Genomic DNA, 26,238 nt, shown 5'->3' on the forward strand with positions numbered 1-26,238 from the left:
GGAAACGATATAAATCCTAACCTAGTTAACACAAGAGGGCTTGTCTTATGGTTCAGACAAAAACTAAACTAACATTTGCAGATTTTCTCGAAAAGTACCCCGACGGATCGGGCATCTACGAACTTGTAAATGGAGAGATTGTCAAAGTGGAAGCAACCAGAGCTCATAAAAATGTGGCACGATTTCTTGTTAAGTCTTTCGACAGAGAAAGCGATCGCTTGGGGCTTGACTATATCGTTGACAAAGATATAGTTTTGAGAACTGTAACAGCTTCAAAACAAGAACAAGGCAGAAATCCTGATGTTGGCGTGGTTAAGGCATCAGTATGGAACAGCAATGTACGTGGCTACGGAGCCCTTACCGAACCTATCCAATTAGCAGTAGAAGTTACCTCAACTAACTGGGAAGACGACTATGTGGATAAACTAGATGAGTATCAAAGGCTCGGCATTTGTGAGTATTGGATTGTGGACTATTTAGCGATCGCTTCTAGGGCTTATCTAGGAAATCCCAAAATTCCCACAGTTTTCGTTTACTCTTTGGAAAATGGCAGTTATTTAGTTCAAAGTTTTAGAGGTAATGAGCGCATTATCTCTAAAACTTTTCCCGAACTAGAAATCACTGTCGAGCAACTTGTACTCAGCAGCCAAATTCAAAACCTTTAGAGCAACGAGATGAGCTTACACTAATAAACTTTATCCTGGAAAGAGTGTTTTTATGCCTCCCTTCCATTACTCGTTACTATTTGCACCCTTCTCAAGAACAGGCAAGATGCCTGTTCCACAAAGAGTAGATTTTATTGTGGGGAGTAGGGGTTGGGCATCTTGCCCGCCCGTAAGTTATTTTCTACTGTTTGCTTTCCTGTTGCTATTTCCCTCGAAAACCTTCGCCCAAATCGTCCCCGACGGCACTTTGGGCCCGGAAAGTTCGCGCGCAGTTTCCGATACTATCAACAACTTACCATCAGATAGAATCACTGGCGGCGCAACTCGCGGCTCTAACCTATTTCACAGTTTCGGCGAATTCAACATCAAAGAAGGGCGGGGAGCTTATTTTGCCAATCCCAGCGGAATTGCTAACATTTTTACCCGCATCACGGGCGGTAAATCCTCAAATATTTTAGGAACTCTGGGAGTTTTAGGCAATGCTAATTTATTTTTAATTAACCCCAAAGGCATTGTATTCGGCCCAAATGCGCGGTTAGATTTGCGCGGTTCGTTTGTAGGTTCAACGGCTGACAGTGTTGTGTTTAATAATGGCTTTGAATTTAGCAGCATCAACCCGCAAACATCACCGCTATTAACAGTTAATATTCCCGTTGGTTTAAGATTTAGAGACAGTCCCGGTACAATTGTCAATCAATCGACGGCGACGGGAAAGAGCAACCTGCCAGCATCTCCGATGCCAATTCCGATTACAAATAAAGTTGGTTTAGCCGTAGATCCAGGTCAAACTTTAGCACTGATTGGCGGCGACATCCAAATCCCAGGCGGCAATTTAACCGCCAATGGCGGACAAATTTTGCTCGGTAGTGCAGCTAGTCCCGGTTTAGTTAATTTGGCACTGACATCGGGCCCGCAGCAGGGAAGTTTAAGTTTAAATTATGACAAAATTCAGAACTTCGGCAATATTCAAATATCCGATGGCACGCTCATAAATACCAGCGGCACCGGTGGCGGCAGAGTAGAGTTAAAAGGTGGAAATATAACCCTCGACGCTGCGCGATTTTATGCGATTACACTGGGCAATATTGATGGTAGAGGTATCGATATCGATGCCCAAAAATTGCGATCGCAAAACGGTACACAATTTTCTACTTTGACTCTAGGAGATGGTGCCGGAGGTAATATCAATTTCCGCGCTGCTGATTCAATAGAAATGAGCGGGCTGGGAGTTGATGCCTTTCAACAGGTGGCAATTACATACCTGGTATCGGGAACCACAGACCCGTTCGGCCCGCTATTTACGCTGTTTAATGCTAGTGCTGGTGCTGGTGCTGGGGGGAGTATTACCTTCGAGACCGGACGCTTGCTATTCAACAATGGGGTACTCGGTAGCGGGATAACTTTTGGTAGTGGAAGGGGCGGCAATTTGATTGTTCGCGCCAATACTTTTGAGATGGTGGGTTCTGGAGTCAATAACGGGACGGCGAAAGAAAGTACCGGCGCGGGAGGAAGCATTACTGTTGATGTCAGTCGATTAATTATGCGCGACGGTTCTCTTCTGGGTACTACGAGTTACAGCAGCGGCCCGTCTGGGAGTATTAATGTTAAAGCTGCTGAATCAGTTGAGTTGTCTAACCGCGGCCCGCGAACAGTTGTGTCAACCGGAATTAGCACACTAACTATCGGTTCTACCGGCCCTGCGGGGAATATTAATGTTGAGACGAAGCGGTTGAGTCTCTCTGACGGTTCTGCGTTTACATTAGGAACGGGTGTTTTAGTTGGCAGGTTTTTGTTTTCTCAGGATGGCGGGCCTGCTGGAAATTTAACGGTTAGGGCTACTGAATCAGTAGAAATTTCAGGTATTTCTCAAGTTTTGACTAGCGGAATTCAGAATGCTAGCGGGCTGACTTCTGGTACTTTGAGTTCTAGTCGGGGCGGGGATATTCGTGTTGATACGCCCAGCCTGATTGTGCGGGATGGGGGAATAGTTTCTACGAGTTCTTTGGGTAGGGGAGATGTGGGGAATATTACTGTGAATGCCGATCGCATTCAAGTCAGCGGTAGCGGCAATAACGGTTTGTTTGTCAGTACAATAGATGCTTCGGTTGGTAAGACATTCGGTACTAATCCCGATGCTACAGCAAATGCTGGCTCGTTGAATCTGACGGCGCGCGATCGACTAACTGTCGCAAATGGAGCTACAATCACGGTGCAGGCTACGGGAACCGGACGCGCTGGTAATATTAATGTTGTCGCAAAGTCGATCGCCCTCGACAACAAAGCGAGAATAGACGGCACGACAGTATCGGGTACGGGGGCAAATATTAACCTGCAAGCACAAGACATCGAATTGCGCCGCAACAGTCAAATTACCACCGATGCGGGCAATTCTGACGGCGGCAACATCAACATCAACAGCGGGATTCTTGTCGCCCTCCCCCAAGACAACAGCGACATCACCGCTAACGCCCGCACAGCAGCCGGCGGGCGCGTCAGCGTCAATGTCCCCAGTGTTTTTGGCTTTAGTGCAGTTACTCGCGAACAAGTCAGAAGCAGGTTGAATCTGGATGACGCTCAATTTGCAGATTTGCAAGTAAGTCCTACTTCCCTACTTGGGAGTAGCGACATCGCCGCGATTTCCCAAAGTGGCGGCCCGGCTTTGCAAGGGGCGGTAACATTCGGCACCTCTGGGGTGAATCCCGCTCAAGGTTTAGTGGAACTGCCGCAAAATTTGGTCGATCGGGCGGCGTTAATTGCTGCAAATCCCTGTCTAGAAGGGGGCGAAAATGAGTTTACAGTCACCGGCAAAGGAGGAGTGCCACCGAGTCCTAACGATGTTCTCAACAGCGAATCTGCACCGTTTCAGTGGGTGGAAGAAGGAACTTCGGCAGCGAATTCTGGAACTGATTTAAGGGATGTTACGGATAGAAGTTCGAGGGAAGAAACGGAAAAAAAAGCTGAGGAAGTTGTTCCGGCGCGCGGTTGGGTGATGAATGGGAAAGGGGAAGTTACGCTGGTGGCTGCGGAAGTTGCGGGTCAATTTCCACAGCGCACGAGGCATCCTATTTCGGTTTGTCAGCCCCGATGACCTGAAAATAGCTGATGTTGGAAAAATTATCTCCGAAGGTCAGCTAACAAAAGGTTAATTATGCTTTTTCAAAATCTCTACTTCTGGCAATTCGGCAACATGAATCAGCTAAACAACCAAGACAAATACTATATTTCAGTTTTCAAGTGGATGAAATACAGTAGGAAGGCAGCAGTGCCTTGTCCCTACCCGATATCGGTACTTAACTCTACAGAAAACCGCTATCTTTCAGGAGCTATTTACCTGTTACTTTTGAGTGGTTATTTGTGCTTTTTTCCCGGAAGCGCGATCGGCCAAATCATCCCCGACAGCAGCTTGGGTGCAGAAAGTTCGCGCACTGTTCCCGACACCATCAACAATTTACCCTCAGATAGAATCACTGGCGGCGCAACTCGTGGAGTAAATTTATTTCACAGTTTCCGAGAATTTAACGTCGGTGAAGGCAGAGGCGCATATTTTGCCAATCCTAATGGGATTGCTAATATTTTCACTCGCGTCACAGGTGGCAATCCTTCTAATATTTTAGGAACATTAGGAGTACAAGGAAACGCTAATTTATTTTTCCTAAATCCGCAAGGAATTGTCTTTGGCCCCAATGCGCGGTTAGACTTACGCGGCTCATTTATCGGTTCAACTGGTAGCGGAATTCTTTTTGATAATGGCTTTGAATTTAGTGCAGCTAATTCTAACGCAGTGCCATTATTAGCAATTAATATTCCTGTAGGTTTGAACTTTAGAGAAAATCCTGGCACAATTGTCAACACTTCCCAAGCAATCGGCCCCACACCAACATTACCGCCACTACCAGTTGAAATTCCAGTTTCTAACAAACTTGGTTTAGCAGTAAATCCCGGTCAAACCTTAGCATTAATTGGTGGTGACATTCAACTACAAGGTGGAAACTTAACAGCTTATACCGGACAAATATTACTGGGAAGTGTGAAAAGTCCTGGTTTAGTACAATTTGAACCAACGGCTTTAGGTCTGAATTTAAACTATGATAATATTGCCAATTTTGGCAACATTGAAATGAAGGGTGCATCGATAAATACTAGCGGATTAGGAGGAGGAAAAATTGACATCAGGGGTGGAAATGTCACCGTTAGCAGTTCAGGAATTTATAGCCTAACACTCGGAAATATTGATGGTAGAGGCATTGATATCAATGCCCAAAACTTGCGAATAGATAAAGGAGCGCAAATTTTCACTCCGACACTGGGAGATGGAAAAGGGAGCGATATCAACATCCGCGCTACTGACTCAGTAGAAATGATCGGACTGGGAATTGAAGGCTATCAGCGGTTTTATAGCCAATACGTAGCATCAGGAACATTCAACCCTTTCGACCCGCAACTTGTGATGATCAGTGGTACTGTTGGCAATGGATCTGCCGGAGACATTAACATTGATACCGGACGGCTGCTGCTGCGCGATAGCGTAGTGGGCGGTACCGTCACCTTCGGTGCTGGAAATGCCGGCAATTTGAATATCCGCGCTAACACCATAGAGATTGTTAGTTCAGCGATCAACAGCGGAACAACGAAGGAAAGTACCGGCTCTGGTGGCAATATCAATATTGAGGCCCAACGGTTAATCATGGGCGATGGAGGCAGTATCGTCAGCGCCAGCCGCAGTGATGGAGCAGCGGGGAATATCGCGATTAAAACGAATGAATCTGTAGAATTGTCGGGGAGTCTTGCTGGAACTACGGCGCAAACTTTGATCGGCACAATCGCTGTAGATGGAAATGGGAAAGCCGGGGATATTACCATCGACACTAAGCGGTTGATTGTTTCTGATGGAGCCGCAATTAGTTTAGCGACGGGTGCGATTATTGGCGAAGTCGTGTTTTCTACCAATGGGGGGCTAGGAGGAAATTTAACTGTGAGAGCTTCCGAGTCGATAGAATTAAGCGGTGTGTCTGGAGTTTTGGGGAATAGGGGATTCGCACCGAGTACCCTGACTACTAGCACTACAAGCTCTGGTCGAGGTGGAGATATCCGCCTCTCAACGCCTGTGTTAACCCTGCGAGATGGGGGGATTATTACTGCGGCTTCTTTGAGTGCAGCCGATGCGGGAGATATTACAGTTAATGCCTCTAGCATAGAAGTGCAAGGCATCGGGAATAACGGTCGGTTCAGAAGTAGCATTGAGGCTTCGGCTGGCCGCGCATATACTGTTGTCAATCCCAATGCTACGGGAAATGCGGGTTCGTTGAATTTGAATGTAAATCGATTGAGTATCCGGGATGGAGCAACGGTTAGCGTTCAGTCTTTAGGAAGGGGAAGCGCGGGAAATATTAATGTTGTAGCTGACTCGATCGCCTTGGATAACAAAGCCAGTATTGACGGTACAACTGATGCCGGCGGCGGGGGAAATGTTAATATCAGGGCGCAAGATATCCAGTTGCGACGCGGGAGCCTAATTACTACCGATGCTGGTATTTCTGATGGTGGCAATATCAATATTAACAGTAATATTCTGGCTGCTTTACCCAAGGAAAATAGCGATATTACTGCGAATGCGCGTACCGCTAGGGGAGGGCAAGTTAGGGTTAATATACCGAATATTTTTGGTTTTACGGCCGTTACTCGCGAACAAGCTAGAAGTAGTTTAGGATTAACTGACGCTGAATTTACGGCCTTACAAATTAATCCAACTTCTTTACTTCCTACTAGCGATATCGCCGCTATTTCTCAACAGGCAGGGCCCGCTTTACAAGGAGCAGTGACATTTAGTGCTACTGGGGTAAATTCGGCTCAAGGATTGATAGCTTTGCCCCAAAATGTAGTAGACCCCACGACATTAATTGCTGCTAATCCCTGCCTAGAAGGAGCAGGAAATGAGTTTACAATTACTGGTAAAGGAGGTGTACCACCGAATCCTAATGATGTCCTAAACAGCGATTCTAGCCAGTTTAACTGGGTGGAGCCAGCCAGAGGTGAAAGTCAGAAAGTAGGTAAAAGAGCAGAAATAGAAATTCAGCCACAGGCAGTTATTCCGGCTCAAGGTTGGGTAATGAATGAAGGAGGACAAGTAACGCTGGTAGCGTATAATTCAGGTGGTGGTGCTTCTGCTCGTAATCCGAAATCAACTGGTATTTGCGTACCTCGATAGCTACTTTTCAAGTTTTGGCGATCTACACGCTTTTTCTGAATACTAAATTAACAGGAGTTGAACGATGCCCCGCCAATCTTCCGCCCTAATTTTTGCTTTCTTACTACTGTTTCCTTTCCCAGCCATTGCTCAAATTGTCCCAGATAATAGCTTGGGTGCGGAAAGTTCGCGCACAGTGCCCGGCACAATTAATAATTTACCATCGGACAGAATAGAAGGCGGTGCAACTCGTGGTTCTAATCTCTTTCACAGTTTCCGAGAATTTAATGTAGGTGAAGGACGCGCTACCTATTTTGATAATCCTAATGGGATTGCCAATATTTTCACTCGCGTTACTGGTGGTAATCCTTCCAATATTTTAGGTGTTTTGGGAGTGCAAGGGAAGGCTAATTTATTTTTACTTAATCCCAAAGGAATTGTCTTTGGCCCCAATGCGAGGTTAGACTTGCGCGGTTCATTTATTGGTTCAACTGGTAGCGGGGTTCTCTTCGATAACGGCTTTGAATTTAGTGCAGCTAATTCTAACGCAGTGCCATTATTAGCGATTAATATTCCTGTGGGTTTAAGATTTCGAGATAATCCTGGCACAATTGTCAATCAGTCAATTGCTCCTAACCCATCACCGCCTGACATTCCCTTACCCGTACCAATTTTTAAGAATATTGGTTTAGCAGTAGACCCCGGTCAAACCTTAGCGCTAGTAGGGGGAAATATTCAATTCGACGGGGGAATCGCTACCGCCAGTAGCGGACAAATTCTTCTGGGCAGCGTCAAAACTCCAGGTTTAGTGCAATTTGAACCAACAGCTTTAGGTCTGAATTTAAACTATAGCAATATTCAGAACTTCGGCAATATTGACATGAACAGTGCATTGATCAATACCAGCGGATTAGGAGGTGGAAGAATTGACATCAGGGGTGGAAATGTCACTCTCAGTAATTCAGGAATTTATGGCTTGACACTAGGAAATATAGATGGCAGAGGCATTAACATCAATGCCCAAAACTTACGATTAGATCGGGGATCGCAAATTTTCGCCTCTACACTGGGAGAGGGGAAAGGGAGCAATATTAATATTCGCGCTACTGACTTGGTAGAAATGATCGGCCTAGGAATTGAGGGCTATCAGCAGCTTACAGAAAATTTTCAGACATCTGGAACAGGGAACCCCTTTATTTCGCAAATTGTTTTGTTTACTAGCACTATTGGCAGTGGAGCCGCCGGGGATATTAACATTGAAGCGGGACGGCTGTTGATGAGCAATGGGGTAGTGGCCGGTGCTCCCACCTTTGGTGCTGGGAATGGCGGAAATCTGACTATCCGCGCCAATACCGTCGAACTCGTCAGTTCAACGCTCTATAACGGAACAACGAACGAAAGCACCGGTCAAGGCGGAAACATTACTGTTGAAGCCCAACGGTTAATGCTGCGCGATGGCGGTGCTTTTGCCAGCTTCAGCCTTAGTGATGGAGCATCGGGGAATATTGCGATTAAAGCCAGTGAATCTGTGGAATTGTCGGGTAGTCTCCCTGTAGGTCTAGGGCAAACTCGGCTCGGCACGAATACTTTTGAGGGGAATGGAAAAGGTGGGGATATTACCATCGACACTAAGCGGCTGAGTGTTTCTAATGGAGCCACAATTAGTTTAACGACGGGTGCGATTTTTGGCGAAGTTGTGTTTTCTACAACTGGGGGGACTGGAGGAAATTTAACAGTGAGAGCCTCCGAGTCTATAGAAGTGAGCGGCGAGTCAAGATTTTTGGGGAATGCGGGCTATGTAGCAAGTTCTTTTGTTACTCAAACTGCAAGTTCTGGTAGGGGTGGAGATATCCGCCTCTCAACACCTAAACTAACTGTGCAGAATGGCGGCGTTATTTCTGCGGCTTCTTTGGGTATAGCAAATGCAGGAGATATTACAATTAATGCCGATCGCTTAAAAGTGCAAGGTATTGGGAGTAACAGTCGGTTGAGGAGTGGAATTGAAGCCTCGGCTGGTAGGGCGTTTAATGCTATTAATTCCAATGCTACCGGAAATGCAGGCTCGTTGAATTTGAATGCTAATCAATTGATTATTCGGGATAGTGCAGTGGTTAATGTTCAATCTTCAGGAACAGGTAGGGCTGGCAATATTAACGTTATAGCTAACTCAATTACCCTGGATAATAAAAGTATAATTGATGGCACGACAGTATCAGGTACGGGAGCAAATATTAACCTGCAATCAGGAGACATTCAGTTGCGACGTGGCAGCCTAATTACAACGGATGCAGGTATTTCTGATGGTGGAAATATCAATATTAACAGTAATATTCTGGCTGCTTTACCCAAGGAAAATAGCGATATTACGGCGAATGCGCGATCGGCCCAAGGTGGCCGCGTGAATGTCAATGTCCCCAATGTCTTGGGCTTTACAGCAGTGGGGCGCGAACAAGTCAGAAGCAGGTTGAATCTGGATGACGCGCAATTTGCAGATTTGCAAGTAAGTCCTACTTCTCTGCTTCCCACCAGCGATATTGCGGCTATTTCCCAAAGTGGCGGCCCGGCTTTGCAAGGGACAGTAACGTTTAGCCCTGCTGGGGTGAATCCCGCTCAAGGTTTAGTGGAACTGCCACAAAATTTGGTCGATCGGGCGGCGTTAATTGCTGCAAATCCCTGTCTCGAAGGGGGCGAGAACGAGTTTACAGTCACCGGCAAAGGAGGAGTGCCACCGAGTCCTAACGATGTTCTCAACAGCGAATCTGCACCGTTTCAGTGGGTGGAAGAAGGAACTTCGGCAGCGAATTATGGAACGGATTTAAGGGATGTTACGGATAGAAGTTCGAGGGAAGAAACGGAAAAAAAAGCTGAGGAAGTTGTTCCGGCGCGCGGTTGGGTGATGAATGCAAAAGGGGAAGTTACGCTGGTGGCTGCGGAAGTTGCGGGTCAATTTCCACAGCGCACGAGGCATCCTGTTTCGGTTTGTCAGTCCCGATGACCTGAAAATAGCTGATGTTGGAAAAATTATCTTCTCATGTCAGCTAACAAAAGGTTAATTATGTTTTTTCAAAATCTATAATTCTGGGAATTAAGCAACATGAATCAGCTAAACAACCGAGAAAAATACTATATTTCAGTTTTCAAGTGGATGAAATACAGTAGGAAGGCAGCAGTGCCTTGTCCCTACCCGATATCGGTACTTAACTCTACAGAAAACCGCTATCTTTCAGGAGCTATTTACCTGTTACTTTTGAGTGGTTATTGGTGCTTTTTTCCCGGAAGCGCGATCGGCCAAATCATCCCCGACAGCAGCTTGGGCGCAGAAAGTTCGCGCACTGTTCCCGACACAATCAACAATTTACCCTCAGATAGAATCACTGGCGGTGCAACTCGCGGAGTAAATTTATTTCACAGTTTCCGAGAATTTAACGTCGGTGAAGGCAGAGGCGCATATTTTGCCAATCCTAATGGGATTGCGAATATTTTTACCCGCGTTACTGGTGGTAATCCTTCTAATATTTTAGGAACCTTGGGAGTGCAAGGCAATGCTAATTTATTTTTAATCAATCCCAGAGGAATTATTTTTGGTCAGAATGCGCGGTTAGATTTAGGTGGTTCCTTTATCGGTTCCTCTGCTGCGGGTGTTGTGTTTAATAATGGTTTTGAATTCAACGCTGCGAATCCCAACGCAGTACCATTGTTAGCGATTAATATTCCAGTGGGTTTAAGATTTCGAGAAAGTCCCGGTGCAATTGTTAACACTTCCCAAGCAATCGGGCCCACACCAACTTTACCGCCATTGCCCATAGAAATTCCTGTTTCCAATAAACTTGGTTTAGCAGTAAATCCCGGTCAAACTTTAGGGTTAATCGGGGGAGACATTCAACTGCAAGGAGGCAATTTAACAGCTTATACCGGACAAATACTATTAGGCAGTGTGAAAAGTCCAGGTTTAGTACAATTTGAACCAACCGCTTTAGGTTTGAATTTAAACTATGACAATATTGCCAATTTTGGCAACATTGAAATGAACGAGGCACTTATAAATACCAGTGGATTAGGAGGTGGAAAAATTGACATCCAAGGTGGAAATGTCACCGTCAGCGGTTCAGGAATTTATAGCTTGACACTAGGGGATATTGATGGGAGAGGAATTGATATTAATTCTCAGAATTTACGAGTAGATAAAGGAGCGCAAATTCTTACTTCAACTCTGGGGGATGGAAAGGGGAGTAATATTAATATCCGCGCTACTGACTCAGTAGAAATGATTGGGTTGGGAATAGGAGGCTATCAGCGATTTTATACCCAATATATATTATCTGGAACTCTTAACCCATTTGATCCCCAAATTGTAATTAATAGTGGTACTGTCGGTAGTGGAGCCGCTGGAGAGGTTAATATCCATACCGGACGGTTGCTGCTGCGGGATGGGGTGGTGGGCGGTAGCGCTACCCTGGGTGGTGGAAATGGGGGAAATCTGACTGTCCGCGCTAACACCTTCGAGATCGTCAGTTCAGCAATCAATAATGGAACAACTAAAGAAAGTACCGGCTCTGGCGGCAGCATTAATATTGAGGCCGAACGGTTAATTATACGGGATGCTGGTGGTTTGGTTAGCATCAGCCGTAGTGATGGAGCATCGGGGAATATCGCGATTAAAACAACTGAATCTGTAGAATTGTCGGGTGGCATTTCTGGAAGTGCGGCGCAAACTCGTATAGGTACAAACTCTTTTGATGGCAATGGCAAATCCGGGGATATTACCATCGATACTAAGCGGCTAACTGTTACTGATGGAGCCTCAATTAGTTTATCTACGGGTGCAGTTATTGGGCAAGTCGTATTTTCTAGGAATGGGGGGTTAGGAGGAAATTTAAGTGTGAGAGCTTCCGAGTCAATTGAAGTTAGCGGCGTGTCTGGAGTTTTGAGAAATGTAGGATTCGGAGCGAGTGCTTTGGCTACTCAAACTTCAAGTTCTGGTCGGGGTGGAGATATCTACCTCTCTACGCCCATACTCAATCTGCGGAATGGGGGGATTATTTCTGCGGCTTCGTTGGGTGCAGTAGATGCCGGAAATATTACAATTGATGCCGATCGCATAGAAGTCCAAGGTATGGGGAGTAACGGTCGTTTCGCAAGTAGAATTGAGGCTTCTGCTGGCAGTTTTTCTATTATTGTCAATCCCAACGCTACCGGGAATGCTGGCTCATTGAATCTAAATGTAAATCGATTGAGTATCCGGGATGGAGCAACGGTTAGCGTTCAGTCTTTAGGAAGGGGAAGCGCCGGAAATATTAATGTTGTAGCTAACTCAATTGCCTTGGATAACAAAGCGAGTATTGACGGTACAACTGACTCTGGCGGTGGGGGAAATATTAATATCAAGGCGCAAGATATCCAGTTGCGACGCGGGAGCAGAATTACCACTGATGCAGGTATTTCTGATGGTGGAAATATCAATATTAACAGTAATATTCTGGCTGCTCTCCCCAAGGAAAATAGCGATATTACTGCGAATGCGCGATCGGCCCAAGGTGGCCGCGTGAATGTCAATGTCCCCAATGTTTTTGGGTTTACAGCAGCCACTCGCGAACAGGTTCGAGGTACTTTGGGATTAACAGATGCTCAATTTGTAGATTTGCAAGTAAGTCCTACTTCTCTAGTTCCTACTAGCGATATTGCGGCTATTTCCCAAAGTGGCGGCCCGGCTTTGCAAGGGACAGTAACGTTTAGCCCTACTGGGGTGAATCCCGCTCAAGGTTTAGTGGAACTGCCGCAAAATTTGGTCGATCGGGCGGCGTTAATTGCTGCAAATCCCTGTCTAGAAGGGGGCGAAAACGAGTTTACAGTTACTGGGAAAGGGGGAGTGCCACCGAGTCCTAACGATGTTCTCAACAGCGAATCTGCACCGTTTCAGTGGGTGGAAGAAGGAACTTCGGCAGCGAATTATGGAACTGATTTAAGGGATGTTACGGATAGAAGTTCGAGGGAAGAAACGAAAAAAAAAGCTCAGGAAGTTGTTCCGGCGCGCGGTTGGGTGGTGAATGCAAAAGGGGAAGTTACGCTGGTTGGATACAATCCGGGTAATGCTGCTGACTCTAGCAATCCTCGATCGCACTCTCGTTGTGTGCCGCGCTAAAAAGCTGAAAAAGGGGAATCTTTCTGATAGCCCAATACGATTGATATCAAATCCGGTAGCATCGGAATGATTCAGATATATATTCTCTCCCTCTGTGTACTCTGTGTTCTAATAAGGTTAAATCATTCCGATCCAAGCGGAAACGATATTACTTAAGTTATAAGTTGTAGGGTGCGTCGCTACGTTGACTTAATACCAATTTCGTAAAGTAGCGCTAGATATTACCCCCCCAACCCCCCCGCGATTTCGGGGGGGCTAAGACTTCATCCATAGCACATCTTTAGAAAAATGGTATAAGTAAACCGTATTGAAATATATTAAGCTGTTGTGCATTTAAATTGTATATTTCGGCGATCGATCTCCCAATCTCCCAATCTCCCCCTCTCCCCCTCTCCCAATCTCCCAATCTCCCAATCTCCCCCTCTCCCAATCTCCCAATCTCCCAATCTCCCAATCTACCCCTCTATCACCATACACAATCTAGATACAACAACTTATGTATCCTCATCAAGGACTTCCAGCACTGATTTGGGCAACAATTTATCTTTAAACCAAACTACTTTTGCTGGCACATCTTTTACATTCACCCCAGCTTTTTCCAAATTTAGACGTTCGGAAATCGCTAAAATCAAATTATCGCATTCAGATTTTTGTACTTGAGCAAATTTCTTTTGTAAATACTCCGGCCGCCAATAGCCAACTATTTCTAATATAAACACTCGCCCGTCGGGATGCACTAAGCGAAAGTCGGGAATCATCACGCTTCCGGGAATCGGAATTAAATCAACTTCTCGTTCGAGTTTCCACTCGGTTTTTAAGCTGTCCCACCTATCGGCAAATGCTGCTTCTAACATACTATCATAGGGTTTCCCTGGGGGATAGTGGCTGACTAAACCGCAGTCGGAATTTAGGGTGAATTTACCTGTTTTTAAAACACCGCTAAAAGCATCTTTCGTTTGCAGGGTTGAGTGCATACTCCATTTTGTGACGTGTAGGAGTGCGGGCAGCATTTTGGCGAGGGCTAAGCCGTAGCGGGTGCTGGGTTTAAACAAGCTTGTGGGCCCGTCGATTGTGAGGGTAAAACCGTGGTCTGCATCGCCTTCAATGTAGGTCATTAACTGAAATAGTTTCAGATAGCGAAATAGGAGTTTGTATTCTCCTGGATCGTTGCGGTGCGCGGTTAATTTGACTTGACTGGCGCGGTAAAATATGCCTTGAACTTGAGAAAGGTTGTATCTGTGAAGCAAGTTTTCGGGTGTTGGTGCGTCAAATTGGGTGAGGATTTTGTTTTCGTTTAAATCGGCGTATAAACCTGTTTTGATTTCCTCGGTAACGACTTCTCTGTTTAAGTCTTGGCTGAGCTCTGTGGCTACTGTTTCGAGGGTTAATTGGGTGGATTGCGGGCTGGGAGTCGATCGCGCTGACAACGCAAATACTCGCTGTCTCAAGTCTGATGGTTCTAGGGGGCTGACGACTTCTAAGGTGGAGAAACCGCCTTTGAGGAGGTGCGCTAATCCCCGTTTGAGGCGATAGTCGGGGCTGTCGCCTTCTAATTCTAGTAATCGTCCGTCGAGTTCGCCTTGGGTTTTGCCGATCGACTCTTGGAAACAGTTGATCATTTCTGTCGCTGCTTCTAAGTTTTTCGCATCTATCTTGAGACGTAGGGGAATGATTGATTCTCCGTTTTGGCGGTGGCTTAGTAAGTCGGTTGGTAGCATTTGTGAATAGTTTTATTTTTAACGAACCGCGAAGGCGCAAAGGACGCGAAGGGAAGAAGGAAGGAAGAAGTATTTAGGCTGACTACCAGGGAATTTCATCATCTTCTCCCCATTTTGCGGGTGATTCTGCGGCTTTTTTAGTCGCCTCCCGGTTAACTCCGTAAATGGGTGTTGGTTTGACAGTTTCTAATTTGGGATATGCTGTGGGCGGCGGTTCTATTTGTGTTTTTTGTTGCGGTTTGTGAAGCTGCATTCCTCCTCGGCGGCGCTGGGATGTTCTTTCTTCGCTGGTGTCTTCGGTGACTACTTCGTAGAGAATTGCTAATTTGTTTGCATCGCTGCTTTTGCGGAGAACTCGACCCAATCTCTGGATGTATTCACGTTCGCTTCCTGTACCTGACAATATAATAGCAATTCTGGCATCGGGTACGTCTACTCCTTCGTTGAGGACGTGGGAGGCGACGAGGGTTTTGTATTCGCCGCTGCGGAAGCGATCGAGGATTTCGTGACGTTCTTTAACTGGGGTTTGGTGGGTGATTGTGGGGATGAGAAATTCTTGGGAAATTCGGTAAACTGTGGCGTTGTCTCCGGTGAAAATTAGGGTGCGCTGGGGAGAGTGTTCTGCTAATATTTGAGCTAAAATTCGCAGTTTTCCTTCGGTACAAAGGGCGATTTCTTTGGCTTGGCGGTGGGCTAGCATGGCGCGTCTTCCCAAGGGCGATCGCGCGCTGGCCATGATAAACTGTTTCCATCCTTCGAGGCTGGATATTTTGATGTTAGACTGTTTTAAGAAGTCGTTGCGAATGTTCATGAATTCGCTGTAGCGGTCGGTTTCTTCTTTTGACAGTTTGACCATGATTTGAACTATTTTATGGTCGGCTAAGGCATCGCCTGCCAAATCTTCTGGTCTTTTACTATATACTGTCGGGCCGACGAGGAAATGTAAATCGCTGTGGCGGCCGTCGGTGCGATCTGGTGTTGCTGTCAGTCCGAGTCGAAAAGGGGCGATCGCATATTCGGATATTACTCGATAAAAGTCCGTTGGTAAATGGTGGCATTCGTCAAAAACCAACAACCCGTATTTATTACCTAAAGTTTCTGCATGAATGCTGGCGCTGTCGTAAGTTGCCACTAAAATTGGTGTTTTGTCCCGCGAACCTCCGCCCAACAATCCAATTTCGATGTCGGGAAAAGCAGCTTTCAAATTAGCGTACCACTGGTGCATTAAATCGAGAGTTGGTACTACAATTAATGTACTGCGACCCGTGACCTGCATGGCTAATTGTGCCAAATAAGTTTTGCCGGAAGCGGTGGGGAGGACTACTACTCCTTGGCTTCCTGCTTGCTGCCAAGCTGCTAAGGCTTCTTTTTGATGCGGGTAAGGCTGCATTTCGACGCTGGGTACGAGTTCGAGTGGTTCGTATCCCTTGGCTTCGTCGGTGAAATTAGTACACTCAGCTTGGAGAGATTCTACCAGCGGGCGGTAGTGAATTGCCCGAATTCGGAATTTTTCCACGCGATCGTCCCACGTAGCAAAGTCCACCCAGTCTCTGCCCTTGGGCGGCGGGTGCAACAATAGCGTTCCGCGATCGAATGTTAATGTAGGTATGCGTGACATTTGTTTTTGAGACGCGCTGAGTGCAAGCCTGTTAAATTATAGGCGATCGATCGAATATATTGACTCTTCTTGAAATTATCTGCGTTAATCCGTGTTAATCTACCCTAAATCTGCGATCGATCTAAAATTTAAGCAATTCAAATCCCACGGGATGAAACTCAAAAATTTGTTCGCCTAGCCCCAGCCGGATTGCCAAATCTAAAATTTCCAATGGTATTGTTCCGGTAGGAATTATTTTTAAGTTAGATTCGATCGGCATAAGCCTGAGATTTAGAGGTTGTAGATGGAAATAGGCGTTCCCAAAGAAATCAAAGATTTAGAGTTTCGAGTAGGGCTCAGTCCCACAAGTGTCCGGGCTTGTTCGGACAAAGGTCACGCAGTTTTCGTGGAAACGAATGCAGGCGCTGGGGCCGGTTTCGCGGACGAAGACTACGTTGAAGCAGGCGCTAAGATTATCTTAAAGGCTTCAGATGTCTGGAATCGCGAACTAATTGTTAAAGTTAAGGAACCGCTTCCCGTTGAGTATCCGCTGATTCAAAAAGAGCAGTTGCTATTTACATATTTGCACTTAGCAGCCGATCGCGCATTAACCGAGCACTTAATCAACAGCGGAGTCCAGGCCATCGCCTACGAAACCGTCGAACTCCCGGACAGAAAATTGCCACTGCTGACGCCGATGAGTATTATTGCAGGGCGTTTGGCCGTGCAGTTCGGAGCTCGGTTTTTGGAACGACAGCAAGGCGGCAGAGGCGTACTTTTGGGCGGCGTACCGGGGGTAAGACCGGGTAAAGTTGTGATTTTGGGCGGCGGAATCGTCGGCACGGAAGCAGCCCGTATTGCTGTAGGAATGGGCGCTAGAGTGCAGATTTTGGATGTAAATGTCGATCGCCTAGCCTACTTGGAAACTCTGTTCGGTTCCAGAGTAGAATACCTCTACAGCAGTCCTTTGCAAATTGAAGCAGTTATCCCCGATGCTGATTTGTTAATCGGTGCGGTTTTGGTCTTAGGTAAAAAAGCTCCGGTGCTGGTTTCTCGCGAATTTGTTGCGAAGATGCACCCCGGTTCTGTAATTGTTGACGTAGCCGTTGACCAAGGCGGCTGCGTGGAAACTTTGCGGGTAACTTCACACACAAATCCTACTTATGTTGAGGAAGGAGTTGTGCATTACGGCGTGCCGAATATGCCGGGTGCTGTGCCTTGGACTGCGACTCAAGCTTTGAATAACAGCACTTTGCCCTATGTTTTGCAGTTAGCAAATAACGGGATTAAAGCATTGGAAATGAATCCGAGTTTGGCGAAGGGATTGAACGTGCAGAATCACCGATTAGTGCATCCGGCGGTGCGCGAAGTTTTTCCCGATTTAGCCGATTAATATCGTGTTCGGTCGATTTACAACGATAAAATTGGTTCGTAGTGTAGACTAAAGTCTGCACTACGAACCAAGCGTTAAATTGCTCGTTATATCAAATTCGGTAGCATCGGAATGATTCAGATATATATTCTCTCCCTCTGTGTACTCTGTGTTCTAGTAAGGTTAAATCATTCCAATGCAAGCGGAAACGATATTACCAAGCTTTACCTCTCTTTACCTCACCGCTTCTGAAGAGAGAAAAGTGTGGCAGATGTTTAAGTTATTAAATTTTCATTTCTCAATTAGTGCGTCGAAACCCGGTTTCTCCGATAAATTTGAGTTGAACAGGAAAAATATAGGAAGAAACCAGGTTTCTGAGATTAGCGGGCGCTCTAATTTATGTCGCTTGGCGGGGGCGGGTTTTTGGAGATTGTCTGTGGGAATTAAAAATTGTTGATGAACCCGCCCCTAGCAAAAATTATTATGATATAATTGCCAATTAAACAAACATGATATTACTAAATTGGTAAAATTATGATTGATAAATTTGGCGGATTTCATCGAGGTTGTTGGCTGCGGCTATGCCAGATGCGATCGCCTGCAAAACAGCAACATCAAAAATTGCGAAAATTTCATCAAGCAGCAGCAATCCTTCCTCTCCAAATTTCAGTCTCAAACCGAGTTCGATCATCTGAATAAATGCTCGTTTAGTCCGCGCTTGTTCCTCCAATAACTGAGCATCTTTTTGAGATAACTGAGCATCTTTTTGAGCCGCCAGTTCGTCGCCTGTAGGAATGGGATCGCCACTAGGATAGCACCAGCGCAACCAAGTACCACCAACCTTTTCAAATTCACCTTCCCACAGAGTTAGTCCCAAACCGACTTCGGGAAACCAAGCATCAGTTTTGGGCGCGTAGGATTGATTCTGCAACTCAAAAACTCGCAGCGTGCTACCTCTCAACTCCCGTAGCGGATCGTACACAACATAATAGGGGATTCGCATTCGAGCGTAGTCTATTAACTTGCTGCTTAATTCATTTCCCGGAGTTGGGGAAACAATTTCGATCGCAATTTCGGGAGGTTTGCCAAATTCCCAAAATAAATACGATCGCACTTTTCTTTCCCACCAATCCTCAGCACCAGTAATATTGATACTGAGAAAAACATCCGGGGCGACTCCCGGTTGACGTATGCTGCTGAACAAACCGACATTTGCCGCCGCAATAAACGGAACATCAATCCCTGTATCGCCACCGCTATACAAAACCGTTGTCAGCAATCGCTGCTGTTTTTCGTTAATGAAGCTATCCAAAGGAGTATCGTCTTCTAGAACTAAGTTGCTAATATCTGGCAACTGACTCGGATCGAGGATTAATGGCTCAGACATAGGTAGCCGAGATGAAAACTATCTGCCCATACAATTTTAACATCATCAGCCAAGAAACTAGGGCAATATTAAGTTTTTCCACCAATGTCAGCATTCAACTTGAATTCGCTTCATTCGATCGCTAAAAAATCGAAATTATCTCCGTCAATCTGTGTCAATCTGCCTTAAATTTGCGGTTGACAGGGCGATCGAACATTTATGCCATGTAATGAAGTTTAGTCAACACTCGCATTCCCAATTAAAATTTAATTGCCAAAAACACTTGACAAATTTGGGAACATAGTGCATAGTATTAATTCGTGACCGATGCGGAACTGGCGGAATTGGTAGACGCGCATGATTCAGGTTCATGTGGTGCAAGCCTTCCGGGTTCAAGTCCCGGGTTCCGCATTCCAAAAGCAGAAAAAAGTTTGGGGTTAACCCGATACAGGAAATAACCCCATTCGCTCTGCTGAATTAAACAATGATTACAAGTATTCAAAACCCCCTAGTCAAAGAAATCCGCAGGCTGCACAGCTCGAAGGGACGCAGGGAACAACAATTATTTTTACTAGAAGGGACGCATTTGCTCGAAGAAGCTTGCGCCGCTAAACACCCGCTAGAAACAGTTTGCTGCACTCCCGAATGGTTGGATCGCCACGGGAAATTGTGGGAGCAAATTGGTAGTTTGGCCGATCGCACAGAATTAGTCAGTGAAAAAGTATTAGAGTCGATCGCCACCACAGTTCAACCAGACGGCATTATCGCCACCGCACCCCGCACCGCCACAGCGCCGGCAGAAATATCAACTTTAGGAATAGCCCTCGAAACTATCCAAGATCCAGGCAACTTGGGGGCGATCGTCCGCACGGCCGCGGCTGCTAATGCCGACGGTTTGCTGCTGAGCGCCGACAGCGCCGATTTTGACCATCCCAAAGTGCTGCGCGCCTCAGCAGGAGCTTGGTTTAAGCTGCCCGTAGCAGTCACTCCAGATTTAACCGCCGAAGTCTCCGGGTATAAAAATCGAGGAATGCAAATTTTAGCAACTGTCGCCGGGGCCAGTTTAAGTTATTGGGAAGTAGATTTGCGAGTGCCGACTCTCATAGTTTTGGGTAACGAAGGTGCTGGATTGTCAGCCGAATTGAGAAGTTTGGCCGATCGACAAATCCAAATCCCCCTCAGCCGCAGCGTAGAATCTCTAAATGTGTCGATCGCCTCTGCCCTCATCCTGTACGAAGCTCAGCGGCAAAGAAGTCATTAGTCAGTTGTCAGTTGTCAGTTGACTGTTGTCAGTTGTCAGTTGACTGTTGGTAGGGGCGGTGCCCCCGTGCCCGCCCTCTTAATAGTCAGTAGTCAGTAGTCAGTAGTCAGTTAACTGTTTTTAGGAGCATCAAGGAAGATTTTCCTAATTCTCCCTCTCCCCCTCTCCCCATCTCCCCATCTCCCCCTCTCCCCCTCTCCATCTCCCCCTCTCCCCATCTCCCCATCTCCCCCTCTCCCCCTCTCCATCTCCCCCTCTCCCCATCTCCCCATCTCCCTCTCCCCATCTCCCCCTCTGATATTTGGCTGATTTTGTTTAACACGATGCAACTCTAAAATTAGTTTGCGGGTACTCTCAAACCTATACAGTGCAGGCGTGCATGAAATAAATGTAAAGAAATGTAGCTAACCGCTCTCACAAATGTTAAGATTCTTAACACAAGTAGTATTTTGCATCCCCCAACCAAAACCTAACCTGAGATGGTGCTGAGTGGGAGTAGCAGCTAGCTACCATAAAACGAAGCCTCTTTAAATGGAAGGAAAGCGCAAATCCCCGCCCGCTTTCCTTCTCAACTAAAACTAAAGGTTTGCGACTACCGCAAACCTTTATAGGCAAAGATCCTCAGCGGGAAAAGCTCATGAAAACTCTTAAGTCCTCAGATACAGATTCTGTTCGTGCTTACTTGCGGGAAATCGGCCGCGTTCCCCTGTTGACCCATGAGCAAGAAATACTCTACGGGAAACAGGTACAGCGATCTGCCGCACTGCATCAGGAGAAAAAGATTTTAGCCGAAGAGTTAGGCCGCGACCCGACGGCGGCTGAATGGGCACAGGCAGTCGGGCTGTCTGAGGCACAGTTGCAGCGGACGATCGACCACGGCGAAAGGGCCAAACGCCAAATGGTGGAAGCAAATCTCCGCCTGGTAGTGTCTGTCGCCAAAAAATATATCAAGCGCAACGTAGATTTACTCGACCTCATTCAGGAAGGGACGATCGGGATGCAGCGGGGAGTAGAAAAATTTGACCCGACAAAGGGCTACAGATTTTCAACTTATGCTTATTGGTGGATTCGTCAGGCAATTACGCGGGCGATCGCCGAAAAAGGTCGCACCATTCGCCTGCCGATCCACATTACCGAAAAACTCAACAAAATTAAAAAAGCTCAGCGCCAGCTAGCTCAACAGCTCGGCCGCGCGGCTACTCCTGCTGAATTGGCTGCTGAGTTAGATTTGACTCCCAAGCAAATTCGCGAATATCTCGATCGCGCGCGCCTCCCGCTTTCCCTAGACTTGCGCGTGGGAGACAATCAAGATACAGAGTTGGGCGATTTGTTGGAAGATACCGGTACTACCCCAGAAGATTTTGCCCTGCAATCTTCCCTGCGGACTGACCTAGATCACCTGATGGCGGAACTGACTCAGCAACAGCGAGAAGTCCTCGCCTTGCGGTTCGGTTTAGAAGACGGTCAAACCTTAACTTTGGCAAAAATAGGCGATCGTCTCAACATCAGTCGGGAACGGGTGCGGCAAATCGAACGGGAAGCCTTGACCAAACTCCGCAAGCGCAAGCAAGATATCAACGATTATCTAGCCAGCTAGGTAGATTGGGGATTGCGCCCGGACACACCCGATCGCCAATCCCCAATCTAAAATCGTAAAAACCGTCGCCTTTAATTCGGTTGTGCCCACTTGGTTGTGCCGACTGTCCTGCTACATTAGTAATTACTTAGTAATAAAGATCAACAGCGATCGGATAAGGTAAGGGTTATTTAATTTAACTGCCCGCATCTCAAATAATAAGCTGTCTCTGAAACGGAGGTACTCGTGAGTAATTCATCTAATAAGTCCCCAGAATTTTTTGAAGAAGACGGAGAAAATGCCAATTTATTATGGCAATACGTGCAGTCAATGGCTCCCGACACTGTTTCTCAGTTGTCTAAACCGACTTCTCATGAAGTGTTTCAAGTAATGGAGCGAAATATTGTCGGACTCTTGGGAAATTTGCCTTCGGAACACTTCGGGGTGACAGTGACTACCAGTCGCGAACATTTGGGTAGATTGCTCGCCTCGGCCATGATTAGCGGTTATTTTCTCAAAAATGCCGAACAGCGCATGACTTTTGAAAAGTCGATACAAGCCAGTGAGAGACACGGCTCGGAAGATTAGTCGGTTACTAACATTTAAGCTCTGCAAATGTCAAGCCCCCCTCGGAAGATGGGGGCTTAATATTTTAGATTTTAGATTTTAGATTTTAGATTAAATAATTGAATAATTATTGATATTATTCTAAAATTACTAACTCCCAATTCCCAATTAATATAGCGGTTCTAAAGCGTTGTGAGGTATGCCTGCCCAATGCCCTGTTTGCCCCATCCCTCCGCTTCGCTGGGCCCGATGCCCGATGCCCGATGCCCAATTCCCAATTCCCAATTCCCAATTCCCAATTAATATAATATGTCTCTTTCTCCTGTGCCCCACAAAGTTATCGGCGTTGCTGCGATCTGGAATGACCGACAACAAATTTTGATTGACAAGCGCCGACAACACGGACTACACGGGGGTTTTTGGGAGTTTCCGGGCGGTAAAATAGAGCCTGGGGAAACGATCGAAGCTTGCATACAACGGGAAATTATGGAAGAGTTGGGAATTGTCGTCGAAGTGGGCGATCGCCTGATTACAATTGACCACGACTACACTAAATTTACAGTTAGACTCTACGTACACCACTGCCGCCACGTCAGCGGGGAACCGCAAACGATCGAGTGCGATGAAATTCGCTGGGTGTCACTCGACGAAATTGACCAGTTTACGTTCCCCAAAGCCAACGAACAGATTATCGCTGCACTGCGATCGAGTTGAACCGTCAACAGTCAACAGTCAACAGTCAACAGTCAACAGTCAACTATTTTTGAAGAGGCAAAGTAAAGTGAAAACAAGTGCCTCGATCGGGTACAGAGTCCACCCAAATTTGACCGTAATGGGCGCGGATAATGCCTTGACAAAGAGACAGCCCAATGCCGTAACCGTATTTTAATTTATCTCGCTGCAAGCGAAAGCTGTCTTCAAAAATGCTTGCACAATCTTCTTGAGGAATACCAGGGCCGCTGTTACAAATGCTCACTTGAACCTTGTAAGCAGTGCGGTGGAGCATAGAAATACTAACAGTTCCTTCCTCTGGGGTGTACTTGCTGGCGTTGTCTAGCAGGTTAGCAATCACTTGTTTCATGCGATCGGGATCGGCATAAACCAAGGGCAAATCTGCGGGAATGTCTATTTCTAATTTCAGACTTTTCGCCTGAAACTTATCTTGAAATTCCAGGATTGCATCTTGACAAATCGCTCCTAGTTCAATTTTTTTTGCTTGGATGTGAAGTTGAGCGTTTGTGCCCCTGGCCGCTTCGAGGATATCTGTAATCATTCGATCGACAATTCGGATTTGGTTGCGGGCTTGTTTCATCAAATAAGCCGCCAGAGCGGGTGTCAAACGCGACTTTTCCCCCTCTTTCACCTTCTGAGTTGACTCCAAAGTCTCCAAAGCCAAAGATGCCGCGGTCAAAGGATTCCGCAAGTCGTGAGCCAGCATCGCAATAATCCGGTCTTTCAACTGCAACTGCTCTTGCAGGTGTTCTTTTTCCTGTTTTAGCCGAAAAACTTCATCCGCAAGTTGCACGAGCTCAGTAGCGCAAGCAACCGAATAAATTGGTTTTGGGTCTGCCAGAGCTGATGCCGTCAGAGCTGGGGCAGACTGCTGCTGGGCGGCATATTCTTCTACAGCACGCTTCCAGCGGGGCCAGCACTGTTTGAGTTGGGCGATCAAATTGGTGCCGGCGAGAGTTTGTCGGGGCTCTGGATGAATTTTGAGCAGGGAGGGACTAGCTACAAGTTTAAAGTGTTCGGCTAAATCCGGCTGTTCTCCTACATCGACGATTTGAAGATCGAAATCGCACTCTGCCTTCAAATTCTGTAGGAACTTGCGGATGTGTCTGGTCTGTTCCCTAGAAGAGAAACGCTTGTCTACGAACAGCAAAAGCTGTAAAAGCGGTGCGGGATTGGCCGGCAGTTCGGGAGAACTGTCGGTGTCGCCGGTGCCTGGTGCGGGATTGACGCTGTTGACTTTTTCGATCGGGTGAAAATAATTGACCATTGCCGAGCCGAGTTATTTCACTTCTACTTTAATTTAATACTTGCTTTAGATTTATGCTAATGTCCGATGATTTCATTACGGCGGGCCAATGACATTTTTGAGATGGAAGAAAAATGAGTCGCTGCAGGTGGTGGTAAAAGTGGCGGTCGCCTTTTTTGTGCTGTGCCTGCTGCTGACGCTGCACCGCTACTACAACTTTTACGCTACTTACGACCAAGGCATTTTCAATCAACTTTTTTGGAACGGCACTCGGGGTCACTTGTTTGAGAGTTCCCTGTCTTCGGCTTTGTCCACTAATGTGGTTCACCAAAATGAGCTCCCGTCGGTATCCTATTACCGATTGGGGCAGCATTTCACCCCGGCATTGATGCTGTGGCTGCCTATTTACTCTTTGTTTCCCTCGCCTGTCACTTTGACGGTGTTGCAGGTGACTTTAGTTACGGCGGCTGGTTTAGTGCTCTGGGTTCTCGCCAGACACTATCTAGAACCGCGGCTGTCGGCGGCAATTGTGTTGAGCTATTATTGCGCTAACGCGGTGATCGGCCCGACTTTGGGCAATTTTCATGATGTTTGTCAAATTCCGCTTTATGTTTTTAGCTTGCTGCTGGCGATGGAGAAGCGCTGGTGGCCATTGTTTGGGGTTCTGGCCACTTTAATTTTGGCTGTGCGAGAAGATGGGGGGGTTGTTTTATTTGGGGTGGGAGTTTATCTAATTTTGAGCCGACGCTATCCTCGGACTGGTTTAGCTGTCTGCGCGCTCAGTTTTGGTTATATGATCGTCCTGACGAATCTGATTATGCCTTTGTTTTCTGCGGACATCTCCCAGCGGTTTATGATCGAACGCTTCGGTCAATATGCCGATGGAGATGAAGCTTCGACGCTGGAAATTCTTTGGGGAATGGTTAGCAATCCCGGCCGGTTGGCGGCTGCGTTATTTACGCCGTTCTTTGGTAAAATCAAATACTTGCTCGGTCAGTGGTTGCCGTTAGCTTTGGTTCCTGCCTTCGCGCCTGCGTCTTGGACGATCGCTGGATTTCCGCTGCTGAAGCTATTTTTAGCGAAAGGAGAGTCTGTGCTGGCGATTAATATTCGCTATGCGATGACTGTGGTTCCAGGGCTGTTTTACGGGGCGATTTTGTGGTGGGCCGATCGCCAAAAGGAAGAGGATAAAATTAAGAGGGGAGAACAAACAATTTTGCGTTTTCCTTCAGCAGTTTTGCCTTTCTCTTCGTCTTCAAAGTTTCGCCGCTTTTGGGGGTTTTGCATCTGCTTGTCGCTATTTTTTACCTTCACGTCTAACCCAAACCGGACTTTTTCTTGGATTTTACCCGATGCGATCGCCCCTTGGGTGCAGGTTCCTTTGATCCGACAGTGGCAGCACGTTTCTCAAGTCCGGCCACTTTTGGCTCAAATTCCTGCGGATGCTAGCGTGGCCGCAACGAATAGTATTGTGCCGATTTTGTCAAGCCGCCGCGAAATTCTCAGGTTTCCGATGTTTGAACTGCGTAATGATGCGGGGAAAGCGGTGAAGATGGAATACGTAATTGCCGATATGTGGCAGTTACAGCAGTATCAGGCTGCGTTTCGGCGGGAACGGGGACAGTTGCAGGCGATCGTCCCGCAGATCGATCGAATGTCCAAATCAGGAGAATACGGAATAGTTGGCTTTGAAGACGGCGCGATTTTGATGCGTAAGGGTGCTGCTTCTAACTCTGCATCGGCGGCTGCTTGGATTAGTTTTCGCCGCGAATTGGAACCGATTTTGAAGCAAGGGTAAGCGCGATCGCCCGAAAC

General features: G+C 46.7%; 17 protein-coding genes and 1 tRNA gene. 12 read left to right on the forward strand and 6 right to left on the reverse strand.

Annotated elements, in window-relative coordinates; translation table 11 throughout:
- The first annotated feature begins 47 nt into the window (after positions 1 to 47).
- The 5 genes from QUB13_RS09555 to QUB13_RS09575 all read left to right on the forward strand — a co-directional run bounded on the left by QUB13_RS09555 (position 48) and on the right by QUB13_RS09575 (position 12,988).
- Complete coding sequence (locus tag QUB13_RS09555; protein WP_333380285.1) at positions 48 to 665, forward strand: Uma2 family endonuclease; 618 nt, start codon at positions 48 to 50, stop codon at positions 663 to 665.
- Between the two features lie 106 nt (positions 666 to 771).
- A complete protein-coding gene (locus QUB13_RS09560; protein ID WP_333380286.1) occupies positions 772 to 3,753 on the forward strand; it encodes an S-layer family protein in 2,982 nt (993 codons plus the stop codon).
- Between the two features lie 60 nt (positions 3,754 to 3,813).
- The gene (locus tag QUB13_RS09565) at positions 3,814 to 6,870 is read left to right on the forward strand and encodes an S-layer family protein (RefSeq protein WP_333380287.1); all 3,057 of its coding nucleotides are present in this window, start codon (positions 3,814 to 3,816) and stop codon (positions 6,868 to 6,870) included.
- A gap of 64 nt (positions 6,871 to 6,934) precedes the next feature.
- The gene (locus QUB13_RS09570; RefSeq protein WP_333380288.1) at positions 6,935 to 9,844 is read left to right on the forward strand and encodes an S-layer family protein; all 2,910 of its coding nucleotides are present in this window, start codon (positions 6,935 to 6,937) and stop codon (positions 9,842 to 9,844) included.
- Positions 9,845 to 9,943: 99 nt separating this feature from the next.
- A complete protein-coding gene (locus tag QUB13_RS09575) occupies positions 9,944 to 12,988 on the forward strand; it encodes an S-layer family protein (RefSeq protein ID WP_333380289.1) in 3,045 nt (1,014 codons plus the stop codon).
- Positions 12,989 to 13,321: 333 nt separating this feature from the next.
- Here QUB13_RS09575 and QUB13_RS09580 read toward each other — a convergent pair whose 3' ends face one another.
- From QUB13_RS09580 to QUB13_RS09590, 3 genes are all read right to left on the reverse strand, one after another.
- Entirely contained in the window at positions 13,322 to 13,465 is a 144-nt protein-coding gene (locus QUB13_RS09580; protein WP_333380290.1) for a hypothetical protein, read from the reverse strand.
- 17 nt (positions 13,466 to 13,482) lie between these two features.
- Complete coding sequence (locus tag QUB13_RS09585; protein ID WP_333380291.1) at positions 13,483 to 14,706, reverse strand: DUF790 family protein; 1,224 nt, start codon at positions 14,704 to 14,706, stop codon at positions 13,483 to 13,485.
- A gap of 82 nt (positions 14,707 to 14,788) precedes the next feature.
- Positions 14,789 to 16,324, reverse strand: coding sequence for a DEAD/DEAH box helicase (locus QUB13_RS09590; protein WP_333380292.1), 1,536 nt, complete (start codon positions 16,322 to 16,324; stop codon positions 14,789 to 14,791).
- 283 nt (positions 16,325 to 16,607) lie between these two features.
- On the opposite strand from QUB13_RS09590, the gene ald reads away from it, so the two are divergent.
- A complete protein-coding gene (gene ald, locus QUB13_RS09595) occupies positions 16,608 to 17,696 on the forward strand; it encodes an alanine dehydrogenase (RefSeq protein ID WP_333380293.1) in 1,089 nt (362 codons plus the stop codon).
- A 511-nt stretch (positions 17,697 to 18,207) separates the two neighbouring features.
- Here ald and QUB13_RS09600 read toward each other — a convergent pair.
- Positions 18,208 to 19,062, reverse strand: a complete 855-nt coding sequence (locus QUB13_RS09600; protein ID WP_333380294.1) for a Uma2 family endonuclease — start codon at positions 19,060 to 19,062, stop codon at positions 18,208 to 18,210.
- Positions 19,063 to 19,370: 308 nt separating this feature from the next.
- Between QUB13_RS09600 and QUB13_RS09605 the strand changes: the two genes are divergently transcribed.
- Positions 19,371 to 19,452, forward strand: a tRNA-Leu gene (locus QUB13_RS09605).
- Positions 19,453 to 19,525: 73 nt separating this feature from the next.
- The gene (locus tag QUB13_RS09610) at positions 19,526 to 20,302 is read left to right on the forward strand and encodes a TrmH family RNA methyltransferase (RefSeq protein WP_333380295.1); all 777 of its coding nucleotides are present in this window, start codon (positions 19,526 to 19,528) and stop codon (positions 20,300 to 20,302) included.
- A gap of 106 nt (positions 20,303 to 20,408) precedes the next feature.
- Here the strand turns inward: QUB13_RS09610 and QUB13_RS09615 are convergent, their stop codons facing one another.
- The gene (locus tag QUB13_RS09615) at positions 20,409 to 20,624 is read right to left on the reverse strand and encodes a hypothetical protein (protein WP_333380296.1); all 216 of its coding nucleotides are present in this window, start codon (positions 20,622 to 20,624) and stop codon (positions 20,409 to 20,411) included.
- A 315-nt stretch (positions 20,625 to 20,939) separates the two neighbouring features.
- On the opposite strand from QUB13_RS09615, the gene QUB13_RS09620 reads away from it, so the two are divergent.
- From QUB13_RS09620 to mutT, 3 genes are all read left to right on the forward strand, one after another.
- Positions 20,940 to 21,899 (forward strand): RNA polymerase sigma factor, RpoD/SigA family, encoded by a 960-nt coding sequence (locus QUB13_RS09620; RefSeq protein ID WP_194066910.1) that lies wholly within the window; start codon positions 20,940 to 20,942, stop codon positions 21,897 to 21,899.
- Between the two features lie 225 nt (positions 21,900 to 22,124).
- A complete protein-coding gene (locus QUB13_RS09625) occupies positions 22,125 to 22,466 on the forward strand; it encodes a DUF760 domain-containing protein (protein WP_194009546.1) in 342 nt (113 codons plus the stop codon).
- Between the two features lie 288 nt (positions 22,467 to 22,754).
- A complete protein-coding gene (mutT, locus tag QUB13_RS09630; RefSeq protein ID WP_333090974.1) occupies positions 22,755 to 23,159 on the forward strand; it encodes an 8-oxo-dGTP diphosphatase MutT in 405 nt (134 codons plus the stop codon).
- Between the two features lie 43 nt (positions 23,160 to 23,202).
- Here the strand turns inward: mutT and QUB13_RS09635 are convergent, their stop codons facing one another.
- Positions 23,203 to 24,444, reverse strand: a complete 1,242-nt coding sequence (locus QUB13_RS09635; RefSeq protein WP_333380297.1) for a histidine kinase — start codon at positions 24,442 to 24,444, stop codon at positions 23,203 to 23,205.
- Between the two features lie 88 nt (positions 24,445 to 24,532).
- Between QUB13_RS09635 and QUB13_RS09640 the strand changes: the two genes are divergently transcribed.
- Positions 24,533 to 26,221 (forward strand): DUF2079 domain-containing protein, encoded by a 1,689-nt coding sequence (locus tag QUB13_RS09640; RefSeq protein WP_333380298.1) that lies wholly within the window; start codon positions 24,533 to 24,535, stop codon positions 26,219 to 26,221.
- Positions 26,222 to 26,238 lie beyond the last annotated feature (17 nt).

The sequence above is a fragment of the Microcoleus sp. B4-D4 genome, from assembly GCF_036705185.1.
Lineage (GTDB): Bacteria > Cyanobacteriota > Cyanobacteriia > Cyanobacteriales > Microcoleaceae > Microcoleus.